Annotated in this window: 23 protein-coding genes; 4 read left to right on the forward strand and 19 right to left on the reverse strand. The window is 59.9% G+C overall.

Annotated features, from left to right (window positions below; all coding sequences use genetic code 11):
- Positions 1-137 precede the first annotated feature (137 nt).
- The 13 genes from rapZ to VM554_05225 form a co-directional block, all read right to left on the reverse strand.
- Positions 138-1,082 carry an RNase adapter RapZ gene (rapZ, locus tag VM554_05165; protein HVJ07751.1) on the reverse strand — a complete coding sequence of 315 codons (945 nt, stop codon included), beginning with the start codon at positions 1,080-1,082 and terminating at the stop codon, positions 138-140.
- A 23-nt stretch (positions 1,083-1,105) separates the two neighbouring features.
- The gene (locus tag VM554_05170) at positions 1,106-3,247 is read right to left on the reverse strand and encodes an EAL domain-containing protein (protein HVJ07752.1); all 2,142 of its coding nucleotides are present in this window, start codon (positions 3,245-3,247) and stop codon (positions 1,106-1,108) included.
- Between the two features lie 343 nt (positions 3,248-3,590).
- Entirely contained in the window at positions 3,591-4,241 is a 651-nt protein-coding gene (raiA, locus tag VM554_05175; GenBank protein ID HVJ07753.1) for a ribosome-associated translation inhibitor RaiA, read from the reverse strand.
- Between the two features lie 43 nt (positions 4,242-4,284).
- Positions 4,285-6,117: an RNA polymerase sigma-54 factor gene (locus VM554_05180; GenBank protein ID HVJ07754.1), complete on the reverse strand. Its 1,833-nt coding sequence runs from the start codon at positions 6,115-6,117 to the stop codon at positions 4,285-4,287.
- An 89-nt stretch (positions 6,118-6,206) separates the two neighbouring features.
- Entirely contained in the window at positions 6,207-6,935 is a 729-nt protein-coding gene (gene lptB, locus VM554_05185; protein ID HVJ07755.1) for an LPS export ABC transporter ATP-binding protein, read from the reverse strand.
- Positions 6,936-9,374 carry an LptA/OstA family protein gene (locus VM554_05190; GenBank protein ID HVJ07756.1) on the reverse strand — a complete coding sequence of 813 codons (2,439 nt, stop codon included), beginning with the start codon at positions 9,372-9,374 and terminating at the stop codon, positions 6,936-6,938.
- Positions 9,375-9,440: 66 nt separating this feature from the next.
- Positions 9,441-10,049, reverse strand: a complete 609-nt coding sequence (locus tag VM554_05195) for a hypothetical protein (GenBank protein ID HVJ07757.1) — start codon at positions 10,047-10,049, stop codon at positions 9,441-9,443.
- A 167-nt stretch (positions 10,050-10,216) separates the two neighbouring features.
- Positions 10,217-12,322, reverse strand: a complete 2,106-nt coding sequence (gene glyS, locus VM554_05200; GenBank protein ID HVJ07758.1) for a glycine--tRNA ligase subunit beta — start codon at positions 12,320-12,322, stop codon at positions 10,217-10,219.
- Positions 12,323-12,424: 102 nt separating this feature from the next.
- A complete protein-coding gene (locus VM554_05205; protein HVJ07759.1) occupies positions 12,425-13,405 on the reverse strand; it encodes a glycine--tRNA ligase subunit alpha in 981 nt (326 codons plus the stop codon).
- Between the two features lie 60 nt (positions 13,406-13,465).
- Entirely contained in the window at positions 13,466-14,209 is a 744-nt protein-coding gene (gene recO / locus VM554_05210) for a DNA repair protein RecO (GenBank protein HVJ07760.1), read from the reverse strand.
- Between the two features lie 69 nt (positions 14,210-14,278).
- Positions 14,279-14,539, reverse strand: coding sequence for a ferredoxin family protein (locus VM554_05215; GenBank protein HVJ07761.1), 261 nt, complete (start codon positions 14,537-14,539; stop codon positions 14,279-14,281).
- 106 nt (positions 14,540-14,645) lie between these two features.
- On the reverse strand, positions 14,646-15,551 hold the full coding sequence (locus VM554_05220; GenBank protein HVJ07762.1) for an inositol monophosphatase family protein: 906 nt from the start codon (positions 15,549-15,551) through the stop codon (positions 14,646-14,648).
- On the reverse strand, positions 15,548-15,889 hold the full coding sequence (locus tag VM554_05225) for an RNA chaperone Hfq (GenBank protein ID HVJ07763.1): 342 nt from the start codon (positions 15,887-15,889) through the stop codon (positions 15,548-15,550). The genes VM554_05220 and VM554_05225 overlap by 4 nt, the downstream gene beginning before the upstream one ends.
- A gap of 339 nt (positions 15,890-16,228) precedes the next feature.
- Here VM554_05225 and VM554_05230 point away from each other — a divergent pair, with 339 nt between their 5' ends.
- On the forward strand, positions 16,229-17,353 hold the full coding sequence (locus VM554_05230) for a hypothetical protein (GenBank protein ID HVJ07764.1): 1,125 nt from the start codon (positions 16,229-16,231) through the stop codon (positions 17,351-17,353).
- 101 nt (positions 17,354-17,454) lie between these two features.
- Here VM554_05230 and VM554_05235 read toward each other — a convergent pair whose 3' ends face one another.
- The 3 genes from VM554_05235 to VM554_05245 all read right to left on the reverse strand — a co-directional run bounded on the left by VM554_05235 (position 17,455) and on the right by VM554_05245 (position 19,840).
- On the reverse strand, positions 17,455-18,384 hold the full coding sequence (locus VM554_05235; protein HVJ07765.1) for a VWA domain-containing protein: 930 nt from the start codon (positions 18,382-18,384) through the stop codon (positions 17,455-17,457).
- The gene (locus VM554_05240) at positions 18,381-19,145 is read right to left on the reverse strand and encodes a molybdenum cofactor biosynthesis protein MoaE (protein ID HVJ07766.1); all 765 of its coding nucleotides are present in this window, start codon (positions 19,143-19,145) and stop codon (positions 18,381-18,383) included. Before VM554_05240 ends, VM554_05235 begins: the two co-directional genes overlap by 4 nt.
- A 128-nt stretch (positions 19,146-19,273) precedes the next feature.
- Positions 19,274-19,840 (reverse strand): DUF488 domain-containing protein, encoded by a 567-nt coding sequence (locus VM554_05245; GenBank protein HVJ07767.1) that lies wholly within the window; start codon positions 19,838-19,840, stop codon positions 19,274-19,276.
- Between the two features lie 118 nt (positions 19,841-19,958).
- Between VM554_05245 and VM554_05250 the strand changes: the two genes are divergently transcribed.
- On the forward strand, positions 19,959-20,573 hold the full coding sequence (locus VM554_05250; protein HVJ07768.1) for an FKBP-type peptidyl-prolyl cis-trans isomerase: 615 nt from the start codon (positions 19,959-19,961) through the stop codon (positions 20,571-20,573).
- 10 nt (positions 20,574-20,583) lie between these two features.
- Here VM554_05250 and VM554_05255 read toward each other — a convergent pair whose 3' ends face one another.
- From VM554_05255 to pheA, 3 genes are all read right to left on the reverse strand, one after another.
- Complete coding sequence (locus VM554_05255) at positions 20,584-20,880, reverse strand: hypothetical protein (GenBank protein ID HVJ07769.1); 297 nt, start codon at positions 20,878-20,880, stop codon at positions 20,584-20,586.
- 175 nt (positions 20,881-21,055) lie between these two features.
- Positions 21,056-23,494 (reverse strand): endopeptidase La, encoded by a 2,439-nt coding sequence (gene lon, locus VM554_05260; protein ID HVJ07770.1) that lies wholly within the window; start codon positions 23,492-23,494, stop codon positions 21,056-21,058.
- 313 nt (positions 23,495-23,807) lie between these two features.
- Positions 23,808-24,632: a prephenate dehydratase gene (pheA, locus tag VM554_05265; protein HVJ07771.1), complete on the reverse strand. Its 825-nt coding sequence runs from the start codon at positions 24,630-24,632 to the stop codon at positions 23,808-23,810.
- A gap of 105 nt (positions 24,633-24,737) precedes the next feature.
- On the opposite strand from pheA, the gene VM554_05270 reads away from it, so the two are divergent.
- Positions 24,738-24,890 (forward strand): lmo0937 family membrane protein, encoded by a 153-nt coding sequence (locus VM554_05270; GenBank protein ID HVJ07772.1) that lies wholly within the window; start codon positions 24,738-24,740, stop codon positions 24,888-24,890.
- Positions 24,891-24,960: 70 nt separating this feature from the next.
- Positions 24,961-25,260, forward strand: a complete 300-nt coding sequence (locus VM554_05275; protein ID HVJ07773.1) for a CsbD family protein — start codon at positions 24,961-24,963, stop codon at positions 25,258-25,260.
- Positions 25,261-25,325: the final 65 nt, after the last annotated feature.

Consider the following 25,325-nt stretch of genomic DNA (forward strand, 5'->3'; position numbering starts at 1 on the left):
TTCAGGTCTCCGGATCATTGCATTATTGTACCCATCCCCGTCACAGTCAGCGAACAAGCAGCAAACCAGCCGCCAGCTTTGCGCTTGCCCCGGTCCTCCGCCGCTTCCTGGGCTCGCCCGCTGACCGCTCTCCTGCCCTATCGTGGCATATCCCGGTGCGTGGACTTCACGCGGTAACCTTCCTTGCTGAGCCGCTTGCGCATCTCTTCCGCAATCATTACGGAGCGGTGCTGGCCGCCGGTGCAGCCGAAGGCAACCGTCAGGTAGCTCTTCCCTTCCTGAATGTAATACGGCAGCAGGAAGAGCAGCAGGTCGGTTGTACGATCCAGGAACTCCGCCGTTTGCGGAAAGCGCCGGATATAGGCGGCAACCTTGGGATGCTTGCCGGTAAGCGGGCGAAACTCCGGCACGAAATGAGGATTGGGAAGAAAGCGTACATCGAAGACCAGGTCCGCATCCAGCGGCACGCCGTTCTTGAAGCCGAAGCTGACGCAGGAGATCAGCAAGTCCTTGTCGCTGCTGCCGTGCTCGAATTTTCCCTGGATGGAAGCGCGAAGCTCGTGAACATTGAAGTTCGTCGTATCCAGGGTGATGTCTGCCAGATTCCGTACCGGATCCAGCAGCTTGCGCTCGGAGCGCAGGGAGAGCACTACCGACTTCTTCTTCCCCAGCGGGTGCGGCCGCCGCGTCTCCGAATAACGACGTTGCAGCACCGCATCCGAGGCATCCAGAAACAGAACTCGCGTGGGGAGCAGCCGGCGCACTTCGCGCAGCAGGGCGGGAAAACGATCGAGCGTCTGGCCCTCGCGCACATCAACGACAATCGCCGCGCGGGTAATCTCACTGGACTGGCGAACCAGGTCCGCGAAGCGCGGAATCAGCTCCATCGGCATATTGTCGACGGAGTAAAATCCCATGTCTTCAAATGCCTTGAGCGCAGACGCCTTACCCGACCCCGAGATGCCTGTGAGGATGACCAGTTCCCGCGAATCCTCCGACAGCGCCGGATCGGAGGCCTTCGGTCTGTGTTTGCGAGCCTTGGCAGCGACTCTTTTCGACGCGGGTTTCATTTTGCGCGGCATGGCCACATCCTAGCATTGCCCTGTTACCAGAGGGATTTAGGATCGGGCGTCGCCTGGCCCGATGCCGACCACTGACCCGCCTGAGCAATCTTTTCCGCGGCCTCCACCGGGACCGCAGGAGAGAAGAGATGCCCCTGACCCAGGTCACAGCCCAGTTTGCGGAGCGCCTGCAACTGCTGCCTGGTCTCCACCCCTTCCGCCAGCATCTGCACGCGCAAAGCCCGTCCCAGGTCGAAGAGGGTGTTGAGCAGCGCAGCATCCCGACCCGGGGAGGGCAGGTAGGCGATCAGCCGCCGGTCGATCTTGACGAGGTCCATCGGCAACCGCACGAGAAAGTTCATGGACGCAAGGCCGGCGCCGAAGTTATCCAGCGCAACGCTCACTCCCAGGTCCATCAGCCGTTGAAAGACGCCTACGGCTATGTCGGGATTCTGGTGGATGGCCCGCTCCGGAATCTCCACCCGAATTCGTCCCGGCGCCACTCCGCTGCGCTTCAGCGCCTCCGCGATCATATCTACCAGGTCAGGCTGATTGAACTGCCGGGGAGAAAGGTTAACGCTCGTGCTCAGACAGGAATCCGGCATAGCCTCATCCCACTTCCGCGCCTGGCGGCATGCCTGCTCGATCACCATGTGACCGATGGGAAGGATGAGCCCCGTCTGCTCCGCCAGCGGCAGCACGTCCACCAGAGGATAGAGAATGCCACCCGGACGCCGCCACCGCAGCAGAGCCTCAAAGCCCTCCAGGACCCCGCTCTCCAGATGGTAGACAGGCTGATACCAGACCTCGAACTGATGCTCATCGAATGCGCGCCGCAGTTCATTTTCCCGATGGATAGAAACACTGGCATGCATCTCCATGGCGTCGTCGAAGACGGCGTGCCTGCCGCCGCCATCGGACTTGGCGCGATACATGGCAAAGTCAGCGTCGCGTAGGATCTCGTCTGCTTTGGTGTGCTGCGCCGTTCCAAAGGCGATGCCGGTGCTGCCGCTTACTACAATCTGATGGCCGAATACCTCGATCGGCTTGCTGATCTCCTGCTGCATGCGCTGCGCGATCAGCTTCACGTCGAGGAAGCTGGTCACATTCTCAAGTAGTATGGCAAACTCATCTCCGCCAAATCGCGCCACCGTGTCCTGCGGACGGAAGCAGGATCGCATCCGGTCAGCAATGGTCATCAGGACGATATCTCCGCCGGCATGGCCCAGCGTGTCATTGATGTACTTAAGCCGGTCGAGGTCGAAGAACATCACCGCATAGTTCATATCGGGACGCCTCTGCTTGCGGGCAATCGTCGTCTCCAGGCGGTCCAGGAAGAGGGCGCGGTTGGCCAGGCCCGTCAATGCATCGTGCAGCGCATCATGCTGGAGCCGGGCCTCAATCGCCTTCTGCTCACGAATGTCGCGGTAACTCGCGAAGTAGCCGACGCGCTCTCCCAGCATCACGACTGGAGCCATCAGGATAGAAACATCGATCAGCTCTCCGCTCCGGTGCTGGCGCACCGTCTCCATCGATGCCCGGCCATGAACATCGACCGAGTGGGTCAGGATCTCGCACTCGTGGGCCCTGCCTTCCGGAACGATCAGATCCTCGATGGTCTTTCCCAGGGCGTCCTCCTCGCTGTAACCGAAGAGTCTCCCAAATTCCGGGTTTACGTGCAGAATTCGCGATCCGTGCGTGATTACGGTGGCTTCCGGCGAGCTGTCCAGCAACTCCTCCAGAAAGGTGGAGCGGTTGGGAGTCCCATCCTCCGAGGCCAGCGGCAACGCCGCAATCAGGATCAGCAACTCTGAAGTATTTAGAACCACGTAGCTGCCGCAGACCGGAATCAGGTGACCGCCCACCCCGGCAAGAACGCATTCAAAACTTGTCCGGTTGCTGGACGGCGGCCGCTCCTCGCCTCCATCTTTGGCAGCGCCTTCGCCCTGGGCTTTCAGGCTGCTTCGGGACCCGTTCGCTGGTCCCTCCTGCGCAAGCTTCAGTCCGGGATAGGCACCCAACAGGACCTCGGACACCGGCAGGTCTACCGCCGCACCCTCTTCCAGCCCGAGCAGGGCTCGCGCAGACGGATTGCAATAGACAATCCGGCCACCATGCTGCATGAGAACGCAGCAAGGCAGGGCCTCCAGCACGGAATGATCCGGCAGAAACGAAAAAGTGTCCAAGGCGTCCAAGCCGTTCAACGTCAAAGCCATAGCAAAGATTCGATGGATTGCCTCTTTGCAGTGAGCCAGTGTTTCACGGCTGGAGTTCGTCCGCTATCCCCAGAAGGACGCAGTTTCCTCCTGCCGTAGCCATCAATGAGGTCCAGAGTAACCGTAGTCAGCGGATCAACTCAAAGAAAATCAATACAGAAAATGGAGAAAATTGATACAGAAAACAAAGAAAATCGCCAGATTTCTCCTCGCAGGCCGGCGGAAACGCCGCTGGCGGAACAGCGCTTCTATAAAGGAAGAGCTGTCCCGCCAGATTTTGGAACTTATCGAACGCCTGTGCCGGAAACGGGCGCTATGGAGCCTCGATTAACTCCATCTTGCCATCCCTGGTTCGGTGCAGGACCATCACCGTGCCCTCCAGGTCGCGGAAAACAAATACGTCGCGATCGCGGAACTCTGCCTCCTTGACCGCCTCTTCAAGCGTCATGGGGCGCAATGCCACGGAATCCGTCGAGCGGACGACATGGGGTTCGGGAATAGGAACCCGCACCGGAAAGGAATGGACCGTGACTGCCAGAACAGGCTTGGAGCGGCCCTTCGCCTTGGAAACAGGCTTCTCTTCCGTCTTTTTCGCCGGGGCTGCCGGTACTCTAGGCCGCCGCGAGCGGGCCAGTTCCGGCTCCGCTGCATGCTTCTCTTCCTTTGGCAGGCGCTTGCCGTCGCGCGCGCGCTCCTTGTAGCGGATCGCCTGGTTCACGGCCTTCTCCAGCGCCTCACGGAGAGCGATCTCCAGGTTGGTCGATTCCGACGCACCCAGAATCGTCTGCAGACGCGTCTTGACCGTCACCTCCGCCATCTGACGATATTTCTCGGCGGTAAGCACCACATGAGCACTGGTCGCTTTGCCAAGGATTTTGCTGATTCTCTCAATCCCCTCATCCGCCATCGCGCGCAGGGGTTTGGTGATTGTTACCTGTCTGCCGGTGTATTCAATTTGCATCATTACCTCCGGACGCAAAAATTTAAATAAGGATGGCGATTCTACATCAATCCCGGACGCGACGTTGGTGCGTACTGGGGATGTGCATATCTTCCCGGTATTTCGCAACCGTTCTGCGTGTCACGTTGATGCCCTGGGTCTGCAGCAGGTGCGCGATCTGATCGTCGGTAAGCGGCTTATGCGAATCCTCGTCCTCAATCAGCTTCTTAACCTTGCGCTTCAGCAGCATCAGCGGCGTGCCCGCGCCCTCCGGTCCATTCACGCCCTCCGAAAAGAAGAAGCGCAGCTCAAAGACCCCCTGCGAGGTGTGGACGTATTTGCTGCTGACGGCCCGGCTGACGGTGGAGGGATGCACTCCGATCTCCTCCGCGACCTCCTTGATCATCATCGGCTTCAGGGCTTCCACTCCATACTCGAGAAACTCCTGCTGCCGGCGGACGATCGACTCGCAGGTACGCAAGATGGTGTTCTTGCGCTGCTCGATGTTCCGCATCAACTGCAGCGCCGAACGATACCGCTCCTTGACGTAATCCTTCACGTCTTTCTCGGTTCCATCCTGCGAAAGCAATTTCCGATACCCCTGGTTCAGGCGGAGAGTCGGCAGATCTTCTTCATTCATCACCACGACGTACTCATCGCCGCGCTTGACGAACGCAACATCCGGCTCAATCAGCCTTGCATCGGAGCGGTTATAGCGCTGCCCGGGCCGTGGATCGAGGGTACGGATGAATTCGAATGCCCGCTGAACCTGCTCCAGGGGCCTGCCCACAGCCTTTGCCAGCTCACGAAGATCCCGCTTCTGTAACAGCGACAGATGCGACTCCACAATCTTCGTGACGCACTCGAAGAGCTTCTTACGGCACTCGATATCAGAATCGGCGGCAGAAGACGCGACCTCTTCCGCGGCCTTCTCCACGGATGCTTCCGAAGAGGTGCTTTCTTCCTCAGCCGTGGGGAGAATTTCCTGCGCTTCAGTAGCCGCAGCTCGTTTCGCCGCAGACTGGTGCTCCGCGGAGACTGCGTCAAACTCCGCGGCCTGCGCACGAACCTGAAGCAGCAGGCAGTCACGCAGGTCGCGCGCCGCAATTCCAACAGGATCCAGCCCCTGCACAATGGCAAGAGCGGCCTTGAGGCGTCTGCGCGCGTTCGCGGCCTCTGGATGGTTCAGCACGGCTTCCTTTGCCATAGGTTTCCCCGTGCGCGGAGCCGCTCCATTCGCACCCGGCGCGTCCGGAGCCGGAGTTACAGCTTCATTCGATCGAGCCGCTGCCAGGCCCGGGCCGCCATGTGGCTGCGAGGCCTCTTTTGACAGATCGAGCGGAGCCTCCTGCCCTTCCAGGGTCTCGCGAAGAAAGCCCTCAAGCAGCTCTTCGTCGGTGGCCGTCAGGTATCCATCCTCATCGAGGTTGCCAATAAGGTATTCGGCCGCCTCGCGCACCGCCGGGGACAGACTCAGCGAACCAAGCTGCCAGAAAAGATGGTCGGTAAGCGTGCTGGGCTGCGACAGGAAGTTCTCAAAAGAAGGCTTGTCGCTAATCTCAAAATTGCTCTGCGTCCGATACCCGGGGTCGAGGTAATCCTGGAAATATGAGCCAAAGTCGATCTCCTCGAAGGGATCGGATTTCTCGTCCTTGGCTGCATCCGCGGCGACCTCCTCTACCGAGCGCTCGCGTTCCGCCTCGCGGCCGGCTACCTCATCCAGCAGAGGGACGTTCTCGTCCAGCTCTTCCAGAACCGGATTTTCCACGATTTCGGCGTTGATCATCTCTTTCAGTTCGAGCTTGTTCAGCGCCAGAACGCTGACCATCTGCATGAGGCCAGGGGTCAGGACCTGTCGCTGCGACACCTTTAAACTAAGCTTGGGCTGCAAAAGAGACATAGGCTTCGCTGTTCAATACCTTTCAACCAACCTGCACGTACATTCTACGCAAGAGGGATGCCCGAAAATCACGAGTGGCAATATAAATGCTATGCGAGCGAGAATCCTTCGCCCAGGTAGATACGGCGAACCTCGGAATCGCGCCCCAACTCCTCGGGCGTCCCGGCTTTAAAGATCCTGCCCTCGTTGATAATGTAGGCACGATCCGTCACCGAAAGCGTCTCCCGAACATTATGGTCGGTAATCAGGACGCCGATACCACTCGCCTTCAAATCAAAGATGATTTGTTGCAGGTCCAGAACCGCAATGGGATCGATTCCTGAAAATGGCTCGTCCAGCAGGATGAAGGACGGCTGAATGCAAAGACAACGGGCGATCTCCACCCGGCGGCGTTCGCCCCCGGAGAGCGCATAACCGCGGGTTTTCCGGATATGCCCCAGGTTCAGTTGATCGATCAGCTTCTCGGTACGGCTCCTGCGCATCTCCCAGGACAGCGATTGCGCCTCCAGCACCGCCAGGATGTTCTCCTCGACCGTAAGCTTGCGAAATACCGAGGGCTCCTGCGGCAGATAACTGATGCCATACTGGCGCGCGCGCAGGTACATGGGCACGCGGGTAATATCGGTCGAATCGGCGAGGATGTGGCCACCCTCCGGCGCCAGCAGCCCCACGATCATGTAGAAGGTGGTCGTCTTGCCCGCGCCGTTTGGCCCCAGAAGACCAACCACTTCGCCCTGCGAAATCTCGAGGCTGACCCCGCGCACGACCTGGCGGCCCTTATACGACTTGCTGATTTCGTCGGTCGAAAGCTTCTGCATTTACCTGGGAACGCGCGTCTCGGTGACGGCGCCCGACTTTCCTCCACTCACACTGACGCTATCATCGCGACTATTGAAAATCAACGCGGCGCCCGTCACGGTTCCCCGCTCGGGATCCACCAGCCGCGGAGGAGCGGAGGGCGTGCCCGCGAGCACGAACAAGCCGGTCTGGGTGCTATAGGCCAGCCGCTCTCCAGTCCCCTTGCGGCCAGCCTGCTCCAGGCTCACGTGTCCGGTTGCAGTCAGGTGATCGACCTGCGCCTGCATCCCGCTGCTTTTCTGTCCCGGGGCCTGCTGGCCCGGCGCCAGCACCACCTCGGTCTCGTCCGAGCGAATCGTTCCCGCCCCATCCTGCGCGATCACTTTGCCGCGGAAGACCGCCTTACGCTCGGCATCGGAGTAGACCAGATCGCGGCTCTGCAGGCGCACCACGCCCTGCTGCTTGCCCGCGCTGGAAGGGCTAAGGAACGCCGCATTCACCTGCCCCTTGCCTCCAGCCCCATCGCCGTGCGCCTTCAGCGTCTGCTGCGCACGAGAGAGCTCGATCACCGGCGCCGCAATCGAATTGGTTCCCTGCCAAAGCCGCGCCTGGCCACGGAAGACCGCATCGCCCGAGGCGCGCAGCAGATTGGCCCGATCGGCCACAATATGCACAGGATCCTGGCCGCCAAAGGCAACCGGCGCTCCGCTGAAGCCCTGGCCGGGGCCCTGGTTTGGACCCTGATTGGGGCCTTGATTAGGTCCTTGCTGGTAGGTAGCCTTCACATCGCCCTCGGCCAACGCATCGCCGCTGGCTCGCGCTACCTCAAACGTCTGTGCCGTAATCTCCAGGCCACCCTGCAAAATGCGAGGAGATCCATCCAGCCGAAGCACCTGGCTGCTGCCGGTGTACTCGGCTCGCTGAGCTTTCGCTGTCAGCGCAGGCTGCTCCGCCTTGCCTTTTTGCTTTCCCGGAGTCTGCGTCAGCACCACGTTACCCTGCTGCAGCGCGGATTGAATCTCAATTGCGGAAGAATTTGGCGACCCCGGCCTGGCGGTCTTGTCCCCGGCCTTCTCCCCCATCGCCGGCCGCGATTTCCTATCCGGCTGCAACTTCACTAGCAGCGTATCGCCGGTGCTGGTCTGGGTCGCGCCATCCGCGGATACATCCGTCAGACGCGTGTGCCCCTTCCCCTCCAGGCTGGTCAGGGTCATACCCGGGCCGAGATTTGCCAGCAGCGAGTCCCCCTGCAAAGTCTCATTCTCTGGCGGCGTATTGGAACGGTTGGTATGCAGCACGACCACGGCGTTACCGGTCGCCAGGGAGCGCACCGGATTCGAATGACGATTCGCATCCGCGACAAAATCCATATCCAGCTGATTTGCCCGAACCTGGCGATTTGCCGAGCCTTTGGGATCGCCAGCCAGCCGGATCTGCTCCTCAAGCATGCTGACGGAGTTGCGCAGTTGCGCGTGTCGCAGCATTCCCTTGCTGCCAAACTGCACCGTACCTTCTCCCGCGGTTGCCCGCAGGCGGCGCTCTGCATCTTCGGAATGGAAGAGGACTCCGCCAGCCAGGTGCGCGCTCTGCGGCTCGCTTTTCTGGTCCAGCACTATGGAACCGCTCTGCGCCATCAACTCCCGGCCATCGTCCGTCTTCAGATGTACATTGCCGCGCGCCTCCGCGTGCTCCGCCGAACCATCCGGACGAAAATACAGAGTCAGTTGATCGGCCTCGCTCCGCCCCTGCAGGTATTTCGAATCCACATTCCATAAGATGGCCTGGCGCGCATCCCGAAGAAACTGTGCATGGCTGGAGTGAAGAAGAAAGGCTTTGCCGCGCAGGCTGCTGTTGAGCTCAACTGCGCTGGACAACAGCAGTTCGCCCTTCTGAGAGTCGTAATTCGCCCCGGTAGCCTTGCCCTCCGCCTGCGGAAAGCGGAATTCCACGGTCTTATCCGTTGAGGCGATGCCGGTGTTCTTGTCGAAGACCAGGCCGCTCGTCTTCACATGGATCGTGGACGGGCCGTGGTCGCTGCTTGGCGCCTTGTTGGAACCGGTGGGGGCCGGCGCCTGCAGGTCCAGCTCCACATCGCCGTTGGCCTGGGCTATCCCCTTGATCGGATCGTATTCAAAATCCGAGCCATAGATCCGGTCGGTTCGATCTCCCTGTTTGCCGTAGAGGATGATGCTGACGTCGTGCAGCGTGGCGCGTCCCCCGCCCTTATATTGCACGGCCTTGGCCGCGTGCAGGGTAAAAAGCGTGCGCCCCTTCTGCGACTTCGAAAAGGTGAATCCCTGGGCGGACGACTGAACATGAACTCCCAGCTTCTCAGGCAGATCCCGCACCAGATGACGCCGGGCAAAACGCGCAGCCCCGAAAAAGAGAAGAATCGTCGTTACCAGCAAAACTGCCAGTATGACGATGCCGGTCCGGAGCCTTTCTACCGTTATGCGCATTCAAGCCATCTTCTCATCTTCCCTGCAGGCACCGGACACCTGGTTTCAAGCTTTCCGTTCAACTTCCTAGTTCAATCTCTGCAGCCTGGCTACGAGCTTCTGAGCAAGGTTTTCTCCCGACTCCGACCACAGCAACCGGCTACTGATCCCGCAGTTGGCCTGGATGGCGTTGGTCAGCTCCACCAACTGCGCCACGTTGCGCTTCACATATTCCGCTCCCTCGGGATCGAGTTCCACATCCTCATGCAAAAAGTAGCTGTCCAGCCCAAGATCGACGCGTATATGGCCATTCTGCTCATAGGCTCCTTCATCGAACTCCGGCCCGAAGCCCACGACACGGACGACAGCGGGCTCCTTCCTCCACATCATGTCGAGGCCACCCTCCGCCACCGGCGTCCACAGATCCCACTTGATCTCGAATTCATAGGCAAAATCATCGTGCAGCAGATCAATCGCCTCGGCCACAGCCTCGGGAAAGCCTGCCCCCTCTGAATCGACAAAGATATGCTGAAAAACTGGAGCCTCGTTCCACGAGATGGGATAAACGGCGGATGCGGAGACGGTGGACGCGCCCCCCACCAGCGGGAACTGCTTGAGCACCGAAATTATCGCCGGAGCAAGAGCGTCCAGGCGAAAGTTCGGAAACCAGAGGCTGAGATAGATCTGATCTGCCATGCTGTCAGTTTAGACGCTGGAGGCCCATGATTTGGTGCATCTATCGAAAATCGGCAACCGCCTGCATAGTCCGGATGAGCTTTCGCGCGGATGAGCGAACGGATCGGCGGCTCCTATCGTTCGAACCCTGACGTCGCTCGAAACCAGACGGCCTGTTCCAGAGTCTCCTAGCTCGCGACAATCTCGCTGAAATCCGCAACTCGCGAGAATCCATGGAGCACGGAGGCGATCAGCGCCAGACGGTTGCGGCGTAGCTGTGCATCCGGAGCCATCACCATCACCTTGTCGAAGAAGCCATCCACGGCGGGCCGCAGGGTTGCAATCTGCTCCAGCGCTTCTTTGTAACTTTGACTGTTACGAAGAGCCTCGACGCGCGGCGCCAGTGCAGCGGCCTCGGTCGCCAGTAAGGTCTCCGCAGGATCTTCGAGCAGCGCTGCCTCAACCGTGGAGGTGATGGTCTCCCCCTTCTCCGCAGCCTGCCGCAGGATGTTCTTGATGCGCTTGAATGCCCCGGAGATAGCGACAAAATCCTCCGAGCCGCGAACATTGGTGAGCGCCTCCACGCGGCTGATTGCATCTGGAACCGTCGTAAGATCGGTGGCCAGCACGGCCTTGGTCACGTCATACGCAAAGCCCTTCACATCCCGCAGATAGAACTCCAGCCGCTCCGCCAGAAACTGCTGGACGGCATCCGAAGCCCCGGCGGCATTCGGCTGGTGGGATGCCGCGACGGCAATTTCGCGCAGTTGCGACAGGCGGACAGGCAGCCCGGACTCCGCCAGTATTTTGATGACTCCGTTCGCCGCCCTGCGCAGCGCGAATGGGTCCTTGGATCCAGTGGGTTCGAGGCCGATCGCGAACATGTCCACGACGGTGGCCATGCGGTCCGCCAGCCCCAGCAACTGTCCTTCGACGCTGCCGGGGATTCTGTCCTCCATCGACGCCGGCATGTACTGCGTGTAAATCGCCTGCGCTACGGTTTCCCCGTGGCCCTGAGCCCGCGCATACAGGCCGCCGACGATTCCCTGCAGCTCGGTGAATTCCTTTACCAGCTCTGCGGTCAGATCGGTCTTCGCCAGGCGTACGGCCTTCAGCAGCTCCGACTTGTTGAGGGATACTCCCCCCTGCGCGGCCACATCCGCCAGGCTCTCCGCCAAGCGCAGGTTTGCTTCGGTCTTCGCCAGGTAGCTGCCGAGATCCTTCTGAAAGGTGACCGACTTCAGCATCTCCACCCGGCCATCGAGAGAGATCTTCTGATCGTAGTTCCAGAAGAAGCGCGCATCGTTAAAGCGAGCGCGCAGCACCCGCTCGTTGCCATGCCGGATGAGCCCCTGAGGATCCCCTTCCGTATTCAGCACCGCGAGGAAATAGGGAGCCAGTTTGCCATCGGCGCTCTCCACCGCGAAGTACTTCTGGTGGTCGCGCATTACCGTTACCAGAACCTCCTCGGGAAGGGTCAGGTACTCCTGCTCAAAGCTGCCCAGCAGCACCGAGGGCCACTCTGTGAGATTCGCGACGGTATCCACCAGCGGTTCATCCTCGCGCCAGCGAGCTCCGGCCACGGTACGCGTTGCTGCGTCCAGCGCCTTGCGAATGCGATGGATGCGGGCTTCCACGCTCACCATCACCTTGGCCGCGTCCAGCGCTGCAACGTAGCTCGCTGGATTGGCAATTGGCACTGGAGCTTCGCCGTGGAGGATGCGGTGGCCATAGCTCTGGTTGGAGGCGGTAATGCCGGCAAACTCCACCGGCACCGTCTCTCCATCGAGAAGGGCGAGCAGCCAGCGCAGCGGGCGCACAAAGCGCTCCGGCTTTCCCGCGCGCCAATACATATTCTTCGGCCAGTAGATGCTGGCGATCTCCTGCGGCAGAAGCGAGGGAATCACCTCGACCGCTGCGCGGCCGGAACGCTTGACGGTGGCCGAAACGTACTCGCCCTTGGCGTTCGTCAGTTTGGTCAGCTCGCCAACTTCCACGCCGGCCTTTTTCGCGAAGGCGAGTGCAGCGGGAGTCGCCGCTCCATCCTTGAAGGCCACCTTCCACGAGGGACCAGTGAGTTGCTCTTCGATGTCCTGCTGCCTGGCAAGCACGCCTTGCACATGCACCGCCAGGCGGCGCGGCGTGGAATACGTCAGCACCGCCGCATGTTGCTCCGGCAGCAACCTTTCGCGCACCAGCAGCGCTTCCACACGATGAGAAAGATCCGCAAGCGCCGCGGCAATCATCCGCGCGGGAATCTCTTCCAGTCCAATTTCCAAAAGAAAGTCAGCCATTCGAGTTCTATCTTTTTCCGGGGAGATCGCTTCCCCTCAGGAGCGAACGCGCTCCCGCGTCAAAAAAATCGTTGGTTCCGGCAACGCGCAAGCCCTGCCGGTTCAAGCAGCGTCCGGGGCCGCCTGCTGCGCATATGCCTTGGCCACACCCACCGCCAGCGCCCGAATACGCGCAATCACGCCGACGCGCTCCGTCACCGAAATGGCGCCGCGTGCATCCAGCAGGTTGAACAGATGCGAGCACTTCAAACAAAGGTCATAGGCAGCCAGCAGCGGAAAGCGACGCCGCGTAGCCGGGTCTGCATCTTCCGGAATCTGCCGCGACTGATCGAGCAGCGACTGGCACTCCGCCTCATACAGCCGCAGATGCTCCCACAGCTTCTCGATGTCGGCGTACTCAAAGTTATAGACCGAGAATTGCAGCTCTTCCTGCAGCCTGACGTCGCCGTATGTCACCGCCCGCCCGGTTGCGGCGTCGTGCGCCCACACAATGTCGTAGATGGAATCGACATCCTGCAGAAAGGCCGCGATGCGCTCCAGCCCATAGGTAATCTCGCCCGAGATAGGGTCAAGGTCGATGCCGCCACATTGCTGGAAGTAGGTGAACTGCGTAATCTCCAGCCCATCCAGCATCACCTGCCAGCCAATGCCCCACGCGCCCAGGGTTGGCGACTCCCAGTTATCCTCTTCGAACTTGAGGTCATGCTCGCGCAGATCGATGCCAATCGCTCCCAGCGATTCCAGATAGATCTCCTGGATATTGACCGGCGGCGGCTTGAGGATCACCTGAAACTGCGTGTGCTTGAACAGGCGATTCGGATTCTCGCCATAGCGCCCATCCGCCGGGCGGCGCGAGGGCTGCGCGTAAGCGATGCTGATCGGCTTTGGCCCCAGCACTCGCAAAAACGTGTCTGGCGACATCGTGCCCGCGCCAACCTCAACATCGTAGGGCTGCTGCAGCACGCATCCGCGCTCCGCCCAGAAGCTCTGCAGACGGAAGAGCAGTTGCTGAAAGGTAAGCGGCACGCGCGGAGCGCCTGTCGCGGAGGAGTTCTGGTTCCTGGAGGAAACAATCGAGGCCACGCCTGCAACTCTCTGACAAGTAGATTTTCTACAAGAGATTCTAAATGATGCGGCTGGCCATCAGCCGCCAAGCCGATAGAGAACGGATGCGGTGGTCAATTTGCGCTCCATGTTCCGCTCCAGCGACTGCAGAGCGAAGCGCCGCAGATCCGCCGCACGATGGCGCGGCCAGGGCTCCGGCGCAAGCCCGGAGATGGGCGAGCGGAAGACTCGCAGAGCCAGGGCATGAGAATCGGGGGAGATCTGACTGTAGCCGCCGCGCTTGTGCTGCGCACAGAAGAAGCCATTTGCCTGCGCGTGGAAGAAAGCCGGGGCACCCGCAAGCGGCACGCCGCACACCACACAGCGCGATAGATCGGGCAGCCAGCCCATCAGTCGCGTCACCCACAGCGCGAAGTAGGTGAGCGGCATCCAGGGCTGCTCCACCCGGGTGTATTCCAGCACGGCCAGCAGCAGGCGAAAGACGGTCTCCTGCGGATCGTGGTCGGGCAGGGTGTCTTCCAGCACTTCGCTGAAGAAGGCCAGCACTGCCGCCCGCGCGTAATCCACCGGCTGCGAGAGCGGCGAGCTCAGAATTTCACAGGAATCCAGCCGGACCAGCTCCTGCCGGGGCTTCTCGGCGTAGCTGGCGCGGACATAGGTCATCGGCTCAAGCGCGCCTCCAAAGCGGCGCCGCGACTTCATGGCAGCCTTGGCCACGCCCTTGATCTTCCCCTGGTCCCGGGTGAAGAGAGAAACGATCTGATCTGCTTCATGCAAAGGCCAGGTGCGGAGCACAATTGCTTCAGCCTGGTGCGCAATCAAACCGGTATCCTTCCGCAAACAAAACGCGCAGCTCTAAAGCTGCGCGTTGCCTGTGCTACTCGCAAAAAACTAGCGTCCGTAAAAAGCTGCATTCTTCTCAGCGAAGTGTGCCCACTTCTCGGGCAGATCGTCGCCGGCAAAGATCGCGGAGACCGGGCAAGCCGGTACGCAGGCGCCGCAGTCAATGCATTCCACGGGATCGATAAACAACATCTCGCTATCTGCAAACTTCGGTTCGTCCCTCTTTGGATGAATACAGTCAACTGGACATGCGTCAACGCACGCTGTGTCCTTTGTACCGATGCAGGGTTCCGCAATCACATATGCCATAGAAGCCGTCTCCGTTCGAGCTAAATTCCACCTGAATTGTAGCAGCACGAGTATGCTGCCAGCCTACCTCTGTTCTGGCCATGGCATACGGCCCAGGCCAGGATATTCATTTCGTCAAACCCGCTTCGCGGCTCGCACGGCGGGCCGCAAACTCTGCGGGCGTAGGGATGGGCTCCAGCTCCCGCCCGGCAAACATCTCCTGGAAAAGAGCCATAACCTCTTTGTGAATCAGACCATTGCTGGCCAGAACTTCTTTGCTGTCCAGGCGGAATGGGCTGCCATCGAAGCGCGTGATTGCGCCCCCCGCCTCGGTCACCAGCAGGGCTCCCGCCGAGGTATCCCACGGGTTCAGATTGAATTCCCAGTAACCGTCGAAGCGTCCGCAGGCGGTATAGGCGAGGTCAAGAGCCGCCGACCCTGCCCGGCGTACGCCATGGGAGCGCAGCGTAATCTGCTGGTAAAAGTAAATGTTGGGGTTGTCATGCCGCTTGCGGCTGGGGAACCCGGTTGCCATCAGCGACTCCGCCAGCTCCGTCACGCGAGACACATGAATGCGCTCTCCGTTCAGGTAGGCGCCCCGCCCCGCCTCCGCCACAAACAGCTCAGCCCGCATGGGGTCGTAGATGACCCCGGCGACCATCTGGCCATCCTGACCCTCGGCAAGCCCGGGCGGCCGATGCTCCAGCCCCATGCTGACGCAGAAGACCGGGAAGCGGTGGGCAAAATTGGTGGTGCCGTCCAGCGGATCGATATACCACCGGTACTGGCCCTCCATGCGGTCGCGAGTTCCCTCTTCGCCATAGACGCCGTGCTCGGGAAACGTCTGGCGAATTCTCTCGCGAATCAGCCGTTCGGAGGAGCGGTCGGCCTCGGTGACCAGATCCACTTCGCCCTTGTATTCGGTTGCCACACCATTCTGGTAGAAGCTGCGCACTAGTTCGCCCGCCTCCACCGCAATGGGGGCCGCCAGCCGGACAAAGGAAAAATCGACATCTTTCGGTAATAAGGTCATTTCCCGGCTTCCTGCCCTTCGACGAGAGCTCCCCCGGGAATGGCGTCCTCATGGGCTTTGGCTGCGTTGCGCGCGGCTCTCTTCTCCCGGCGCGCATGCTCGGTGATGGTGCGAATCTGATGCTTATAGATGAAGAGGTTTGGCTTACCCTCGCGAGTCAGGCGAATCATGCGGTCGTCAAAGTACTCGATCCAGCCCTGCACGCTCTCACCATCGCGCAGCTTCACCACGACCGGCACTTGCTTTTCACTCAGGAAGCGCAGATACAGGGCTTCCTGCCCAGTGTCTCCCGGGGGAGGCGACTTGGGCCGACGACGCGATGCGTTTTCGAGAGCCATGCCTCCATTGTAACCAAGATGAGCGGGTTGGCCAGCGGGGTGCCCTGGCTTCAACTGCTGCCGTAGTGCCCTCCCCTATGCAAATGCAGCAAGTTGTCCCCGGAAGAATAGCCTGTCTTCGCCAAAAGAACTGGAGTTGAGCGGATGGAAACGAACACCGGAAAACTGAGCCGTTTCCGCAGACATTGCCGATGCGAGTGGACTATTGTTTCGTTCGCTGCTGAGAGATCGCTCCCCGGGCCTCGCTCACTCAAGGCAGAAATGTGCCCAGAGGAGAAAAACAACATGCAGATCCATGAATCGCTCCCCCACCGGAAAATGGAGGCACCCACACTGAAAATGGAGACCCAAACACTGCGGACAGGCAACAAGGCTGGCTGGCGCAAAACCATGGCAGCCGTCGCGCTGCTGGCCAGTGCGACAACAGGGATCGGCTTTGCGCAAAACAACCAGGGCGCCGACAGGAACGATGCGTTTCTACCAAGCCCGGTGAGAGTCGTCTCCACCGTACCGGCCAATGGCGATGTAAATCCCTATGGGGTTGCGTTTGTCCCGCGCAACTTCCAGACGGGATCCGGCCCGTTAAAGACCGGGGACATCCTGGTCTCGAATTTCAACAACAGCCAGAATCTGCAAGGTACGGGAACGACCATCGTCCGGGTTGCGGCGAATGGTTCGCCGGCCCTGTTCTTCCAGGGAAAGGCGCCGCTGGGGCTTTCCACGGCGCTGGGAACGCTGCAGGCGGGATTCGTGGTTGTCGGCAATGCTCCGACGGCGGACGGCACCGCAGCGACGGCAGGCCCCGGCTCTCTGCTGGTGATCAATAACCAGGGCAAGCTGATGCAGACGATCACCAGCCCCTGGATCCAGAGTCCGTGGGATATGGCGCTGGTGGACCGCGGAGACTCTGCGATTGCGTTTGTCACCAATGCACTGACCGGCACGGTCAGCCGGTTGAACTTCAAAGTAAGCTCCAGCGGCCTGATGCTGTTGCACGCAACGACCATTGCCTCGGGGTATGTCCATCGCGGTGATCCGGTGACGCTGTTTGTCGCGTCCACGGGCCTGGTGTACGACGCTCGGCAGGATGTGCTGTTCGTTGCCTCAACCGGCGACAATGCGGTTTTCGCGGTGCGCAATGCGGCCGAACGGGACGAGGATCAGGGGAGAGGATCCATCATCTATGAGGACAATGTTCATCTGCATGGTGCATTGGGGCTGGCAATGGCTCCGAATGGCCACCTCCTTGTCACCAACAACGATGGCATCAATCCCGATCCAAATCAGCCGAGCGAGATCGTTGAGTTCACAAGAGAGGGCAAATTCGTGAAGGAGCTCTCCGTCGATCCTGCCCAGGGAGGATCGTTCGGTTTAGCCGTACGCACGATGCAGGACACAGCGACCCTCGCAGCTGTCGATGACAACACGGCGATGCTGCTCATCTGGACGCTGGACGTGGAGTAGGACGCGTAGAGTAGCCGTAAGAATACATAGTGCGGCGGAGGAAGAGACCCTGTTCGACGGCCTCCGGCCATAGTGCGCTTGTAACTGTGGGGGCTTCACTTCTACCGTGGGAGCGATTGCGTTTCCCGGGGATTGGTCGTGTAGTAGCCCGTCCGATGCCGCACGTTGTAACCAGTCCCCTCCGGAGCCTTCACCGATACCTCAACCCTGCGGAAGGCTCCGTCCGCCACACGATGCACGGGATAGTAGCCCAGCAGGTATTGGGTGCGCAGATCGTCGGAGATCTGGTCAAAAGCCTTCTCCATATCCATGCCCTCTGCGTAGTAGTATTTGCCGCCCGTCTCTTCCGAGAGCGTAATCATGGCATGTTCGCCTCCAAGGTCGCGCCCCGCGCTGGCTGCAATCGGCACATCGATGATGCTGTACACCATCACCTCGGAGCGCAAAGCCTGCTCCAGAGCCTTGGCATAGTCCACCCCGTTCACCGTATTTCCGCCGTCTGAGATGAGGACGAGCACCTTGCGGCCACTTCTCCCCATCAGGTTCTGCGCGGAGAGGTACACCGCGTCATAAAGCGCCGTTGCCGGCCCCATTCGCAGGTTCTCCAATCCGCGATCGATACGACCTACCTGGTTGGTAAACGGAACCACCTCGCGAACATCGGAGGAAAACTCAATCAGCCCCATCTGGTCCACCGGGCGCATCAGCGCATGGGCAAAGTGCCGCGCCGCCTTTTGTTCGAGGGGCAGATCCTTATGCACGCTACCGCTGGTGTCGATGGCCAGCAGGATGGCAAGCGGCATCTCCGATTGCCGCTCGAAGACAGCAATCTTCTGCGGCACGTGATCCTCGGTGAGCGAGAAGTCCTCCTTCTGCAGACCACCCACAACCGCGCCGTGAGCATCCGTCACATTCACGAAGAGGTTCACCAGGTGGACATTGACGCGGATCGTCGTCGATGAGGTGCCCTCCTGAGCCGCCAGAGGCACCGTCGCGATGCAGAGAATCACGGCCCACAGGCAGAACCTCATTCGCTCATTGCTCCGCTTGGCTGACTTTTTATCTGCCCGGGCACGATACTGTCCGGAAATGGCTCGCCCGCAACCCACACCGCGCCGTCCTCAAAGAACTCCTTCTTCCAGATGGGCACCGTGCTCTTGAGGGTATCGATGAGCCAGCGGCAGGCGTCAAAGGCGGCGGCACGATGCGCGGAGGCGACCACGATCACGACGCTCGTCTCCCCCACCCCAAGCTGGCCCAGCCGATGAACGACCGTAACATCGCGGATCGCGAATCGCTCACAGGCTTCGGCGGCAAGCTTGCGCATCTGTTCGATCGCCATGGCCTCATACGCTTCATAGACCAGGTGGAGGGTGCGCCGACCGCGAGTATGGTTCCGCACGATGCCATCGAAGACGACGACCGCACCATCCTCTCCCTGCCGGAGAGCCTGCGCCAGCGCTGCGGTATCGATGGGCTCGCGCACCAGCGCGACGTGCAGGCCCCGTCCGCTGCCACCCGAAAGTCCGCTGCCGCCCGGAAGTCCGCTGCCGCCCGAAACTGGAGGCAGCAAGGCAATCTCATCGTCCTCTGCAAGTGCCTGGTCTGCCCGCGCGTACTCCTGATTGACCGCGACGGCGAGAGAATTCCAGAAACCGCCCTGCTCCGGCGCGACAGATCGATAGTGGTCCAGCAGCGTGCGGACCGTCGCCCCCGCGGGCAGAGATACCGCCTCTCCCTCGCGATGAAAAACGTCTTTGAGTGCGCCGAAATAGAGAACGCGTACCTGCATGAAGAAAAGCATACCTGCGCATTAGACGAAGCTCTACTGAAGATGTACACGAATCTACATCCGGGACGCAGCAGTTGTGCCCGAGACGTGATGGGAAGACCTGTTGTGACGATGTGCAGTGAAGCGATTCACGCTTCGCCAGCGGCCGGCGAAGAGGCGAAGAGGTCATTCTCCGGCGGGTACCACACGCGGATCCCCTCTATCCGGGCAAAGGGCGTAAGCCGGTGCGGGCTTCGCTTGCTGTTTCCCTTCGCGTCATACAGGATGTCCTCTACGGGAACCGCGCGGGCGGTGAGCGCGTCAGCAATCAGCGAGCGATGACAGCGCCACGGCACCGCCTCCGCGCAAAGGATGCAGCACTGCTTCGTCTTCGCCTGCTCGATCAGGTCCTCGATGGCGGCGGCAAATTCCTCCGTCTGCATGTAGTCGGCATAGCCGCGAAAGCTGGCGTTCCGCCAGCCGGTGTTGATGGAATCGCGCCGCGTGTGTCGCAGGCCGCCCAGCTCCGGCATCCAGTGGTATTCGATCTTCGCCTTTCCCAGCGATGCCGCCAGATCCTGCTGCTCGTATTGCGGATTGTGGCGGGAGCGGGGTATCGATCGAACGTCGATCAGCCGCCGCACGTGGTTCTTCCTGAGGACATGCAGGAAGTCCTCTATCGCCAGCGTCGAATGCCCCAGGGTAAAAATCGTCATGGAGAATAAGCAAAGATTGCCATTAAGAATTAAGCAAAAATCGCATTAATGGTAAAACGTGCCGTGCTACCATCACGTTCGCATGCACAGCTTAAAATCTTCTCTCTCATCGGCAGGCTTGATTCTGCCCCGTCCCGTCCTGCCCCGTCCCGTCCTGTCTCGTCTGGTCCTTCTGGGCCTGATCTCGCTCTTCGCCCTGCCAGCGCAGACTCCAGCCCAGACGACGGCGCCGGCACCGCATCGATCCACCACCCATCGCGCCACCGCGCAAAGGCGATCGGCGAGCGCAGCAGCCAAGTCAACTCAATCCACGGCTGACGAGATCAAGCTGCCCGCCTCCATTCCTGCGGCACAGGGAACGCTGCACACGGAATATGCCCTGCGCTACATTGACGTCGTGGCAGGTACAGGAGCGGCTGCCGAACCCGGGATGATCTACTTCGTCCACTACACCGGCTGGCTCTATGACGGCACCAAATTCGATTCCTCCGTCGATCGCGGAGCACCGATCCAGTTCCAGCAGGGGCAGCACCGGGTCATTAGTGGCTGGGATACTGGGTTTGAGGGCATGAAGGTGGGTGGTAAACGCAGGCTCTTTATCCCCTACCAGTTGGCCTATGGCGACAGGGCAAACGGCCCGATCCCGGCGAAATCCAATCTGATCTTCGACGTGGAGCTGGTAGACGTGAAGGACCCGAATGCCGCACCAGCGGAAAACGCCCCTGCAAAGTAGGCGAAGCGGCTTACCCGTTGTTACGGTTCAACTGGACCCATATCTCGACCCGCCGATAGAGAACACGCAGCGCCGATAGCTCCAGCTCTGTCTCAGGCGAGATGTCCAGCACCAGCATGGAGCCCTCGGTCAACGTCAGGGATGCCTTCTCGTCGGTGGGATAGTCTGCGTAGGGGAACAGATTGAGAGTGAGCTTCTCATCAAAGGGAGCGCGGTAAATCCCTGGCTCGGTCTGTACCCACTCCAGCTCGCCACGGTCGGTACTCTGGGAAACGCTCTTCAGCAGATCAGCAGCAATCGCGTCCATCGCAGCCCTCTTAATACATTTTCGCACTCCCCACGCCTCTGGATGCCATTCCCCAGGGGATGTAGAGTCATCCCAGAAAATCCCATGCCATCGAAATCGCAAAAATGTGGTGTGCCCGCGCACCTGCAAAAAATGCCTGCTGGTTAGCAGGCATCCTTTGCAAGCCGCGTGCGCCTTACGCGTCAGCGTGGCTCAAAACGCTTTCGCGAACCTCTTCGTCCTTGCGCTCCTCGCTGGTTGTCGTGGGCAGCGCAACGGCAAGCACATCTTCGATCCGGCTGGCGTAGTGGATCGTGACCCCCGAGATCTGTTCGGGTGTCAGGTCCTCTTCCACGTTCTGGCGGTTCTCCGCCGGCAGAATCACATCGCGAACCCCGGCACGTTTCGCGGCCAGGAACTTCTCCTTAATGCCGCCCACCGGCAGCACATTGCCGCTTAACGTGATCTCACCCGTCATCGCCGTCAGCGGATGAATGGGCCTGTCCGTTAGCAGCGACACAAGGGCCGTTGCCATCGTCACGCCTGCGGAAGGTCCGTCCTTGGGAATCGCACCCGCCGGCACGTGAATGTGCAGGTCCATGTCCTTGGTGAAGTCTTCGTCCAGCCCCACGGACTTCGCATTGGAACGTACCCAGGTCAACGCGGCCTGCATGGATTCCTGCATCACCTCGCCGATCTGGCCGGTCATGGTAAATCCGCCCTTGCCCTTCATCCTGCTGGCTTCGATGAACAGCACATCTCCACCCGCGGGGGTCCAGGCCAGGCCGACGGCAACTCCGGCGCGCTTCGTGCGCTCCGCAAGCTCCGTATCGACGCGAACCTTGATGCCGCCCAGGAACTCCTGCACAATCTCCCGGGTTACCACCAGCTTGTCCTTGGAACCTTCCGCGACCCGGCGCGCCTGCTTACGGCACACCGTGCCGATCAGTTGCTCCAGGTTGCGGACGCCAGCCTCCCGCGTATAGTGACGCACAATGTAGGCGACACTCTCCTCGGGAAATTCAATCAGATCCGGCGTAATACCGTTCTGCTTTGTCTGCCGGGGAATCAGGTAGCGGAAGGCAATGTGCACCTTCTCTTCTTCCGTATACCCCTGCAATTCGATGATTTCCATTCTGTCGCGCAGTGGCTCCGGAATGGGATCAAGGATGTTTGCTGTGCAGATAAACAGGACCTTCGACAGATCAAACGGCACATCCAGGTAGTTGTCCCGGAAGGTCGAGTTCTGCTCCGGATCGAGCGTCTCCAGCAATGCCGACGACGGATCTCCGCGGAAGTCGCGGCCCAGCTTGTCGATCTCATCCAGCATGAATACGGGATCGTTGGTTTCCGCCCGCCGTATTCCCTGGATAATCTGGCCCGGCAATGCGCCGATATAGGTGCGCCGATGCCCGCGAATTTCCGCCTCATCATGCATACCGCCCAGCGAAATACGCGCGAACTTCCGCCCTAACGCCCGTGCAATGCTGCGCCCCAGCGAGGTTTTGCCCACGCCCGGAGGCCCGACAAAGCAAAGGATCGGTCCCTTCATATCTGGCTTCAGACGGCGCACGCTCAGGTAATCGAGGATGCGGTCCTTTACCTTCTTGAGGTCATAGTGGTCCTCATCAAGAATCTGCTTGGCTTTGAGGATATCCACCTCGCCGCCAGACGACTTGGCCCAGGGCAGCATGGCCAGCCACTCAATGTAATTGCGGGTCAGCGAATAGTCCGCCGCCATGGGAGACATCCGCGCCAGGCGGTTCATCTCCTTCAGGGCTTCCTTCTTCACATCTTCCGGCATGCCCGCCGATTCAATCTTCTGCCGCAGTTCATCGACGTCCTTCTGCCCCTCGTCCATCTCGCCCAGTTCTTTCTGGATGGCTTTGAGTTGCTCGCGAAGGTAATAGTCACGCTGCGACTGCTGCACCTGGTCCTGAACCTCGGACTGGATCTTGTTGCGCAACTGCTGCACTTCAAGCTCCTTGGCAAGGTGCTTATTGATCCGCTCCATCCGGGCAATTATGTCCGGAGTCTCAAGCAGTTCCTGCTTATCTGTCGTTGCCAGAAACGGCAGCGAGGAGGCAATAAAGTCCACTAAACGCCCCGGATCCTCGATGTTCATCGCAATGGTCTGCAACTCGTCCGAAAGCGTCGGGGACACGGTCACAATCTGCTGGAACTGGGAGAGTACATTGCGCTGCAAAGCCTCATTTTCTGAGTTCTTTGCCAGCGGCTCGACCGTAACCGGCTCCACACTCGCCATCATGAAGGGTTCCAGTTGGGTAAATTGGCCCAGCTTGACGCGTTCCGCGCCCTCCGTGAAGACAAAAAGGCTCTGGTTTGGCATTTTGACCACTTTGTGGACCGTCGCCAGCGTTCCGTAACCATACAAATCTTCGGGTTCGGGCGAGTCCATGCGCGCATCTCGCTGTGCGACCACAACGATGGTCTTCTCTTCTCCCAGCGACTGAATGAGCTGAATCGAACTCTCGCGTCCCACCGTAAGCGGTAATACTGCGTGCGGAAAGAGCACGGTGTCCCGCACCGGCAGGATCGGCAGCACGCGGGCGGAGGTGTCCTCCCGCTGCTTCGGATCGCTCGGCTGGATAATACTTAGGAAATCACTCGCCATGAGTCTACCTCTATCAAGTTATTAGCTATTAGACGCAGCATATTTTTAAAAGTCGCAATCTCTCGTGCTCTAACCGGAAGTCTTTCTCAACTCGTTTGGAATCCTATACTTCCACTGTCCGTGCCCAGACCACCCTGGAACGATGCACAGCTACCTGTAAGGCGGGGACGTGGGGAATATCTGAGAAAAGTGCCATGCCTTCTATCTCAGATGCGGAGGATAATAGCGCGCCCGCTACCCCGGCTGCATATGGTTATCGGCAAGAAAAGATAGTGGGATCAAAACTCCTGTGCGGGGAGGGATGACTGAGGGCTCAGGCGGGTTGCTCAGAATGCCTGTATGAGCCGAGCTCTTTCACCATCGAGCAGTGGTGAAGCAGTTCCTCCATCGGCACCCTGGTGTCGCCGGGAGCCGTGATCTGGTAGTCCACGTAAAAGACATAGTGCCAAGGCTGTCCGGGAACGGGACGGGATTCGATCTTGGTCAGATTGGTGCCGTGGGCAGAAAAGACCTGCAGAGCCTGCACCAGAGTGCCGGGACGGTTCGCTACGGAAAAAGCAAGGCTCACCTTGTTTGCCTTAGGGTCCGGCTGGACCTTTGCAGTTGGGCGCACGAAAAAGAAGCGCGTGAAATTTTGCGGGTTGTCTTCGATGTCCGCTGCCAGAACGGCCGCGCCATAGTAGGTCGCAGCAATTTGACTGGCTATGCCCGCCGCGTGAGTCTCCCGCTGTTCCATCAACTGCTTGACGCTTCCCGCGGTGTCGTAGAACGGAAACACCTCCATGTGCTGGTGCTGCTCAAGGAAGTGGCGGCATTGCGCCAGCGCAACCGGATGCGAGGAGACTCTGCGAATCTCTTCGATCGAGCTGCCGGGCATCGCGATCAGGTTATGACGTATGCGCAGAAGCGCCTCGCGTTCGATAGTGACATCATGCGCGAGCAGCAGATCGTAGTGCTCCACCACAGGGCCCGCCAGGCTGTTCTCGATCGGGATCACTGCCGCGTCCACGTGCCCCTCCACTACACGTCGAAACACCTCTGACGAGAGTGAGCACGGCACAATGGTTGCCTCAGGCTCCATCTTTAATGCAGCTTCGTGACTGAAAGAGCCGGGCTCTCCCTGGATCGCTATCCTCATCAAATCAAGTCTCTCCTTATATCTGCCGAGAACCGGCAACCTACCGCGCGCAGATCGCACCTTATCACTCCGTAGCTTGAAAAACCTACGGAGGGAGAATTAGAAATGCTCTGGACGATTTTTGTAATTCTGTTGGTCCTCTGGCTCGTCGGTTTGATCGGCTTCCACGCGATAGGCGCGTACATTCACATACTACTGATCCTTGCCATCGTGGTGTTGCTCATCCAACTGATCAGTGGTCGGCGCCCGAGCGTGTAACTCTAAAGTCCCATACCGGGAAGATCGTAATTCCTACAACCGCGAAGCATGAAGTACAAGGAGCCGCAACATGAACAAAGACCAGATTACCGGAAAGATGGACCAGGTTACCGGACGCATCAAGGAGAAGGTCGGCGAAGCGGTCGGCAACGAAGAGATGGCGAACAAGGGTGTAGCCGAGCAGGTAAAAGGCGCAGCGAAAGAGACCTGGGGCAAAGCGAAGGACGTGGCGCACGATGCCGCAAGCGAGCAGCGCAGCAAGGTAGCGGAAAAGGCCACTGAGGTTCGCGAAAAGGCCGTAGATGCCGCGAACACCTTGAAAGACAAGATCAAGACTGGCCTGGATGAGCACGGACGCAAATCCGCATAGCCCACAAGTGCTCTGAAAAACAGCGGCCCAGCGCTCGGATGAGCCCTGGGCCGTTTTCAAAAAGC

Source organism: Acidisarcina sp. (assembly GCA_035539175.1).
Taxonomy (GTDB): Bacteria; Acidobacteriota; Terriglobia; order Terriglobales; family Acidobacteriaceae; genus JANXZS01.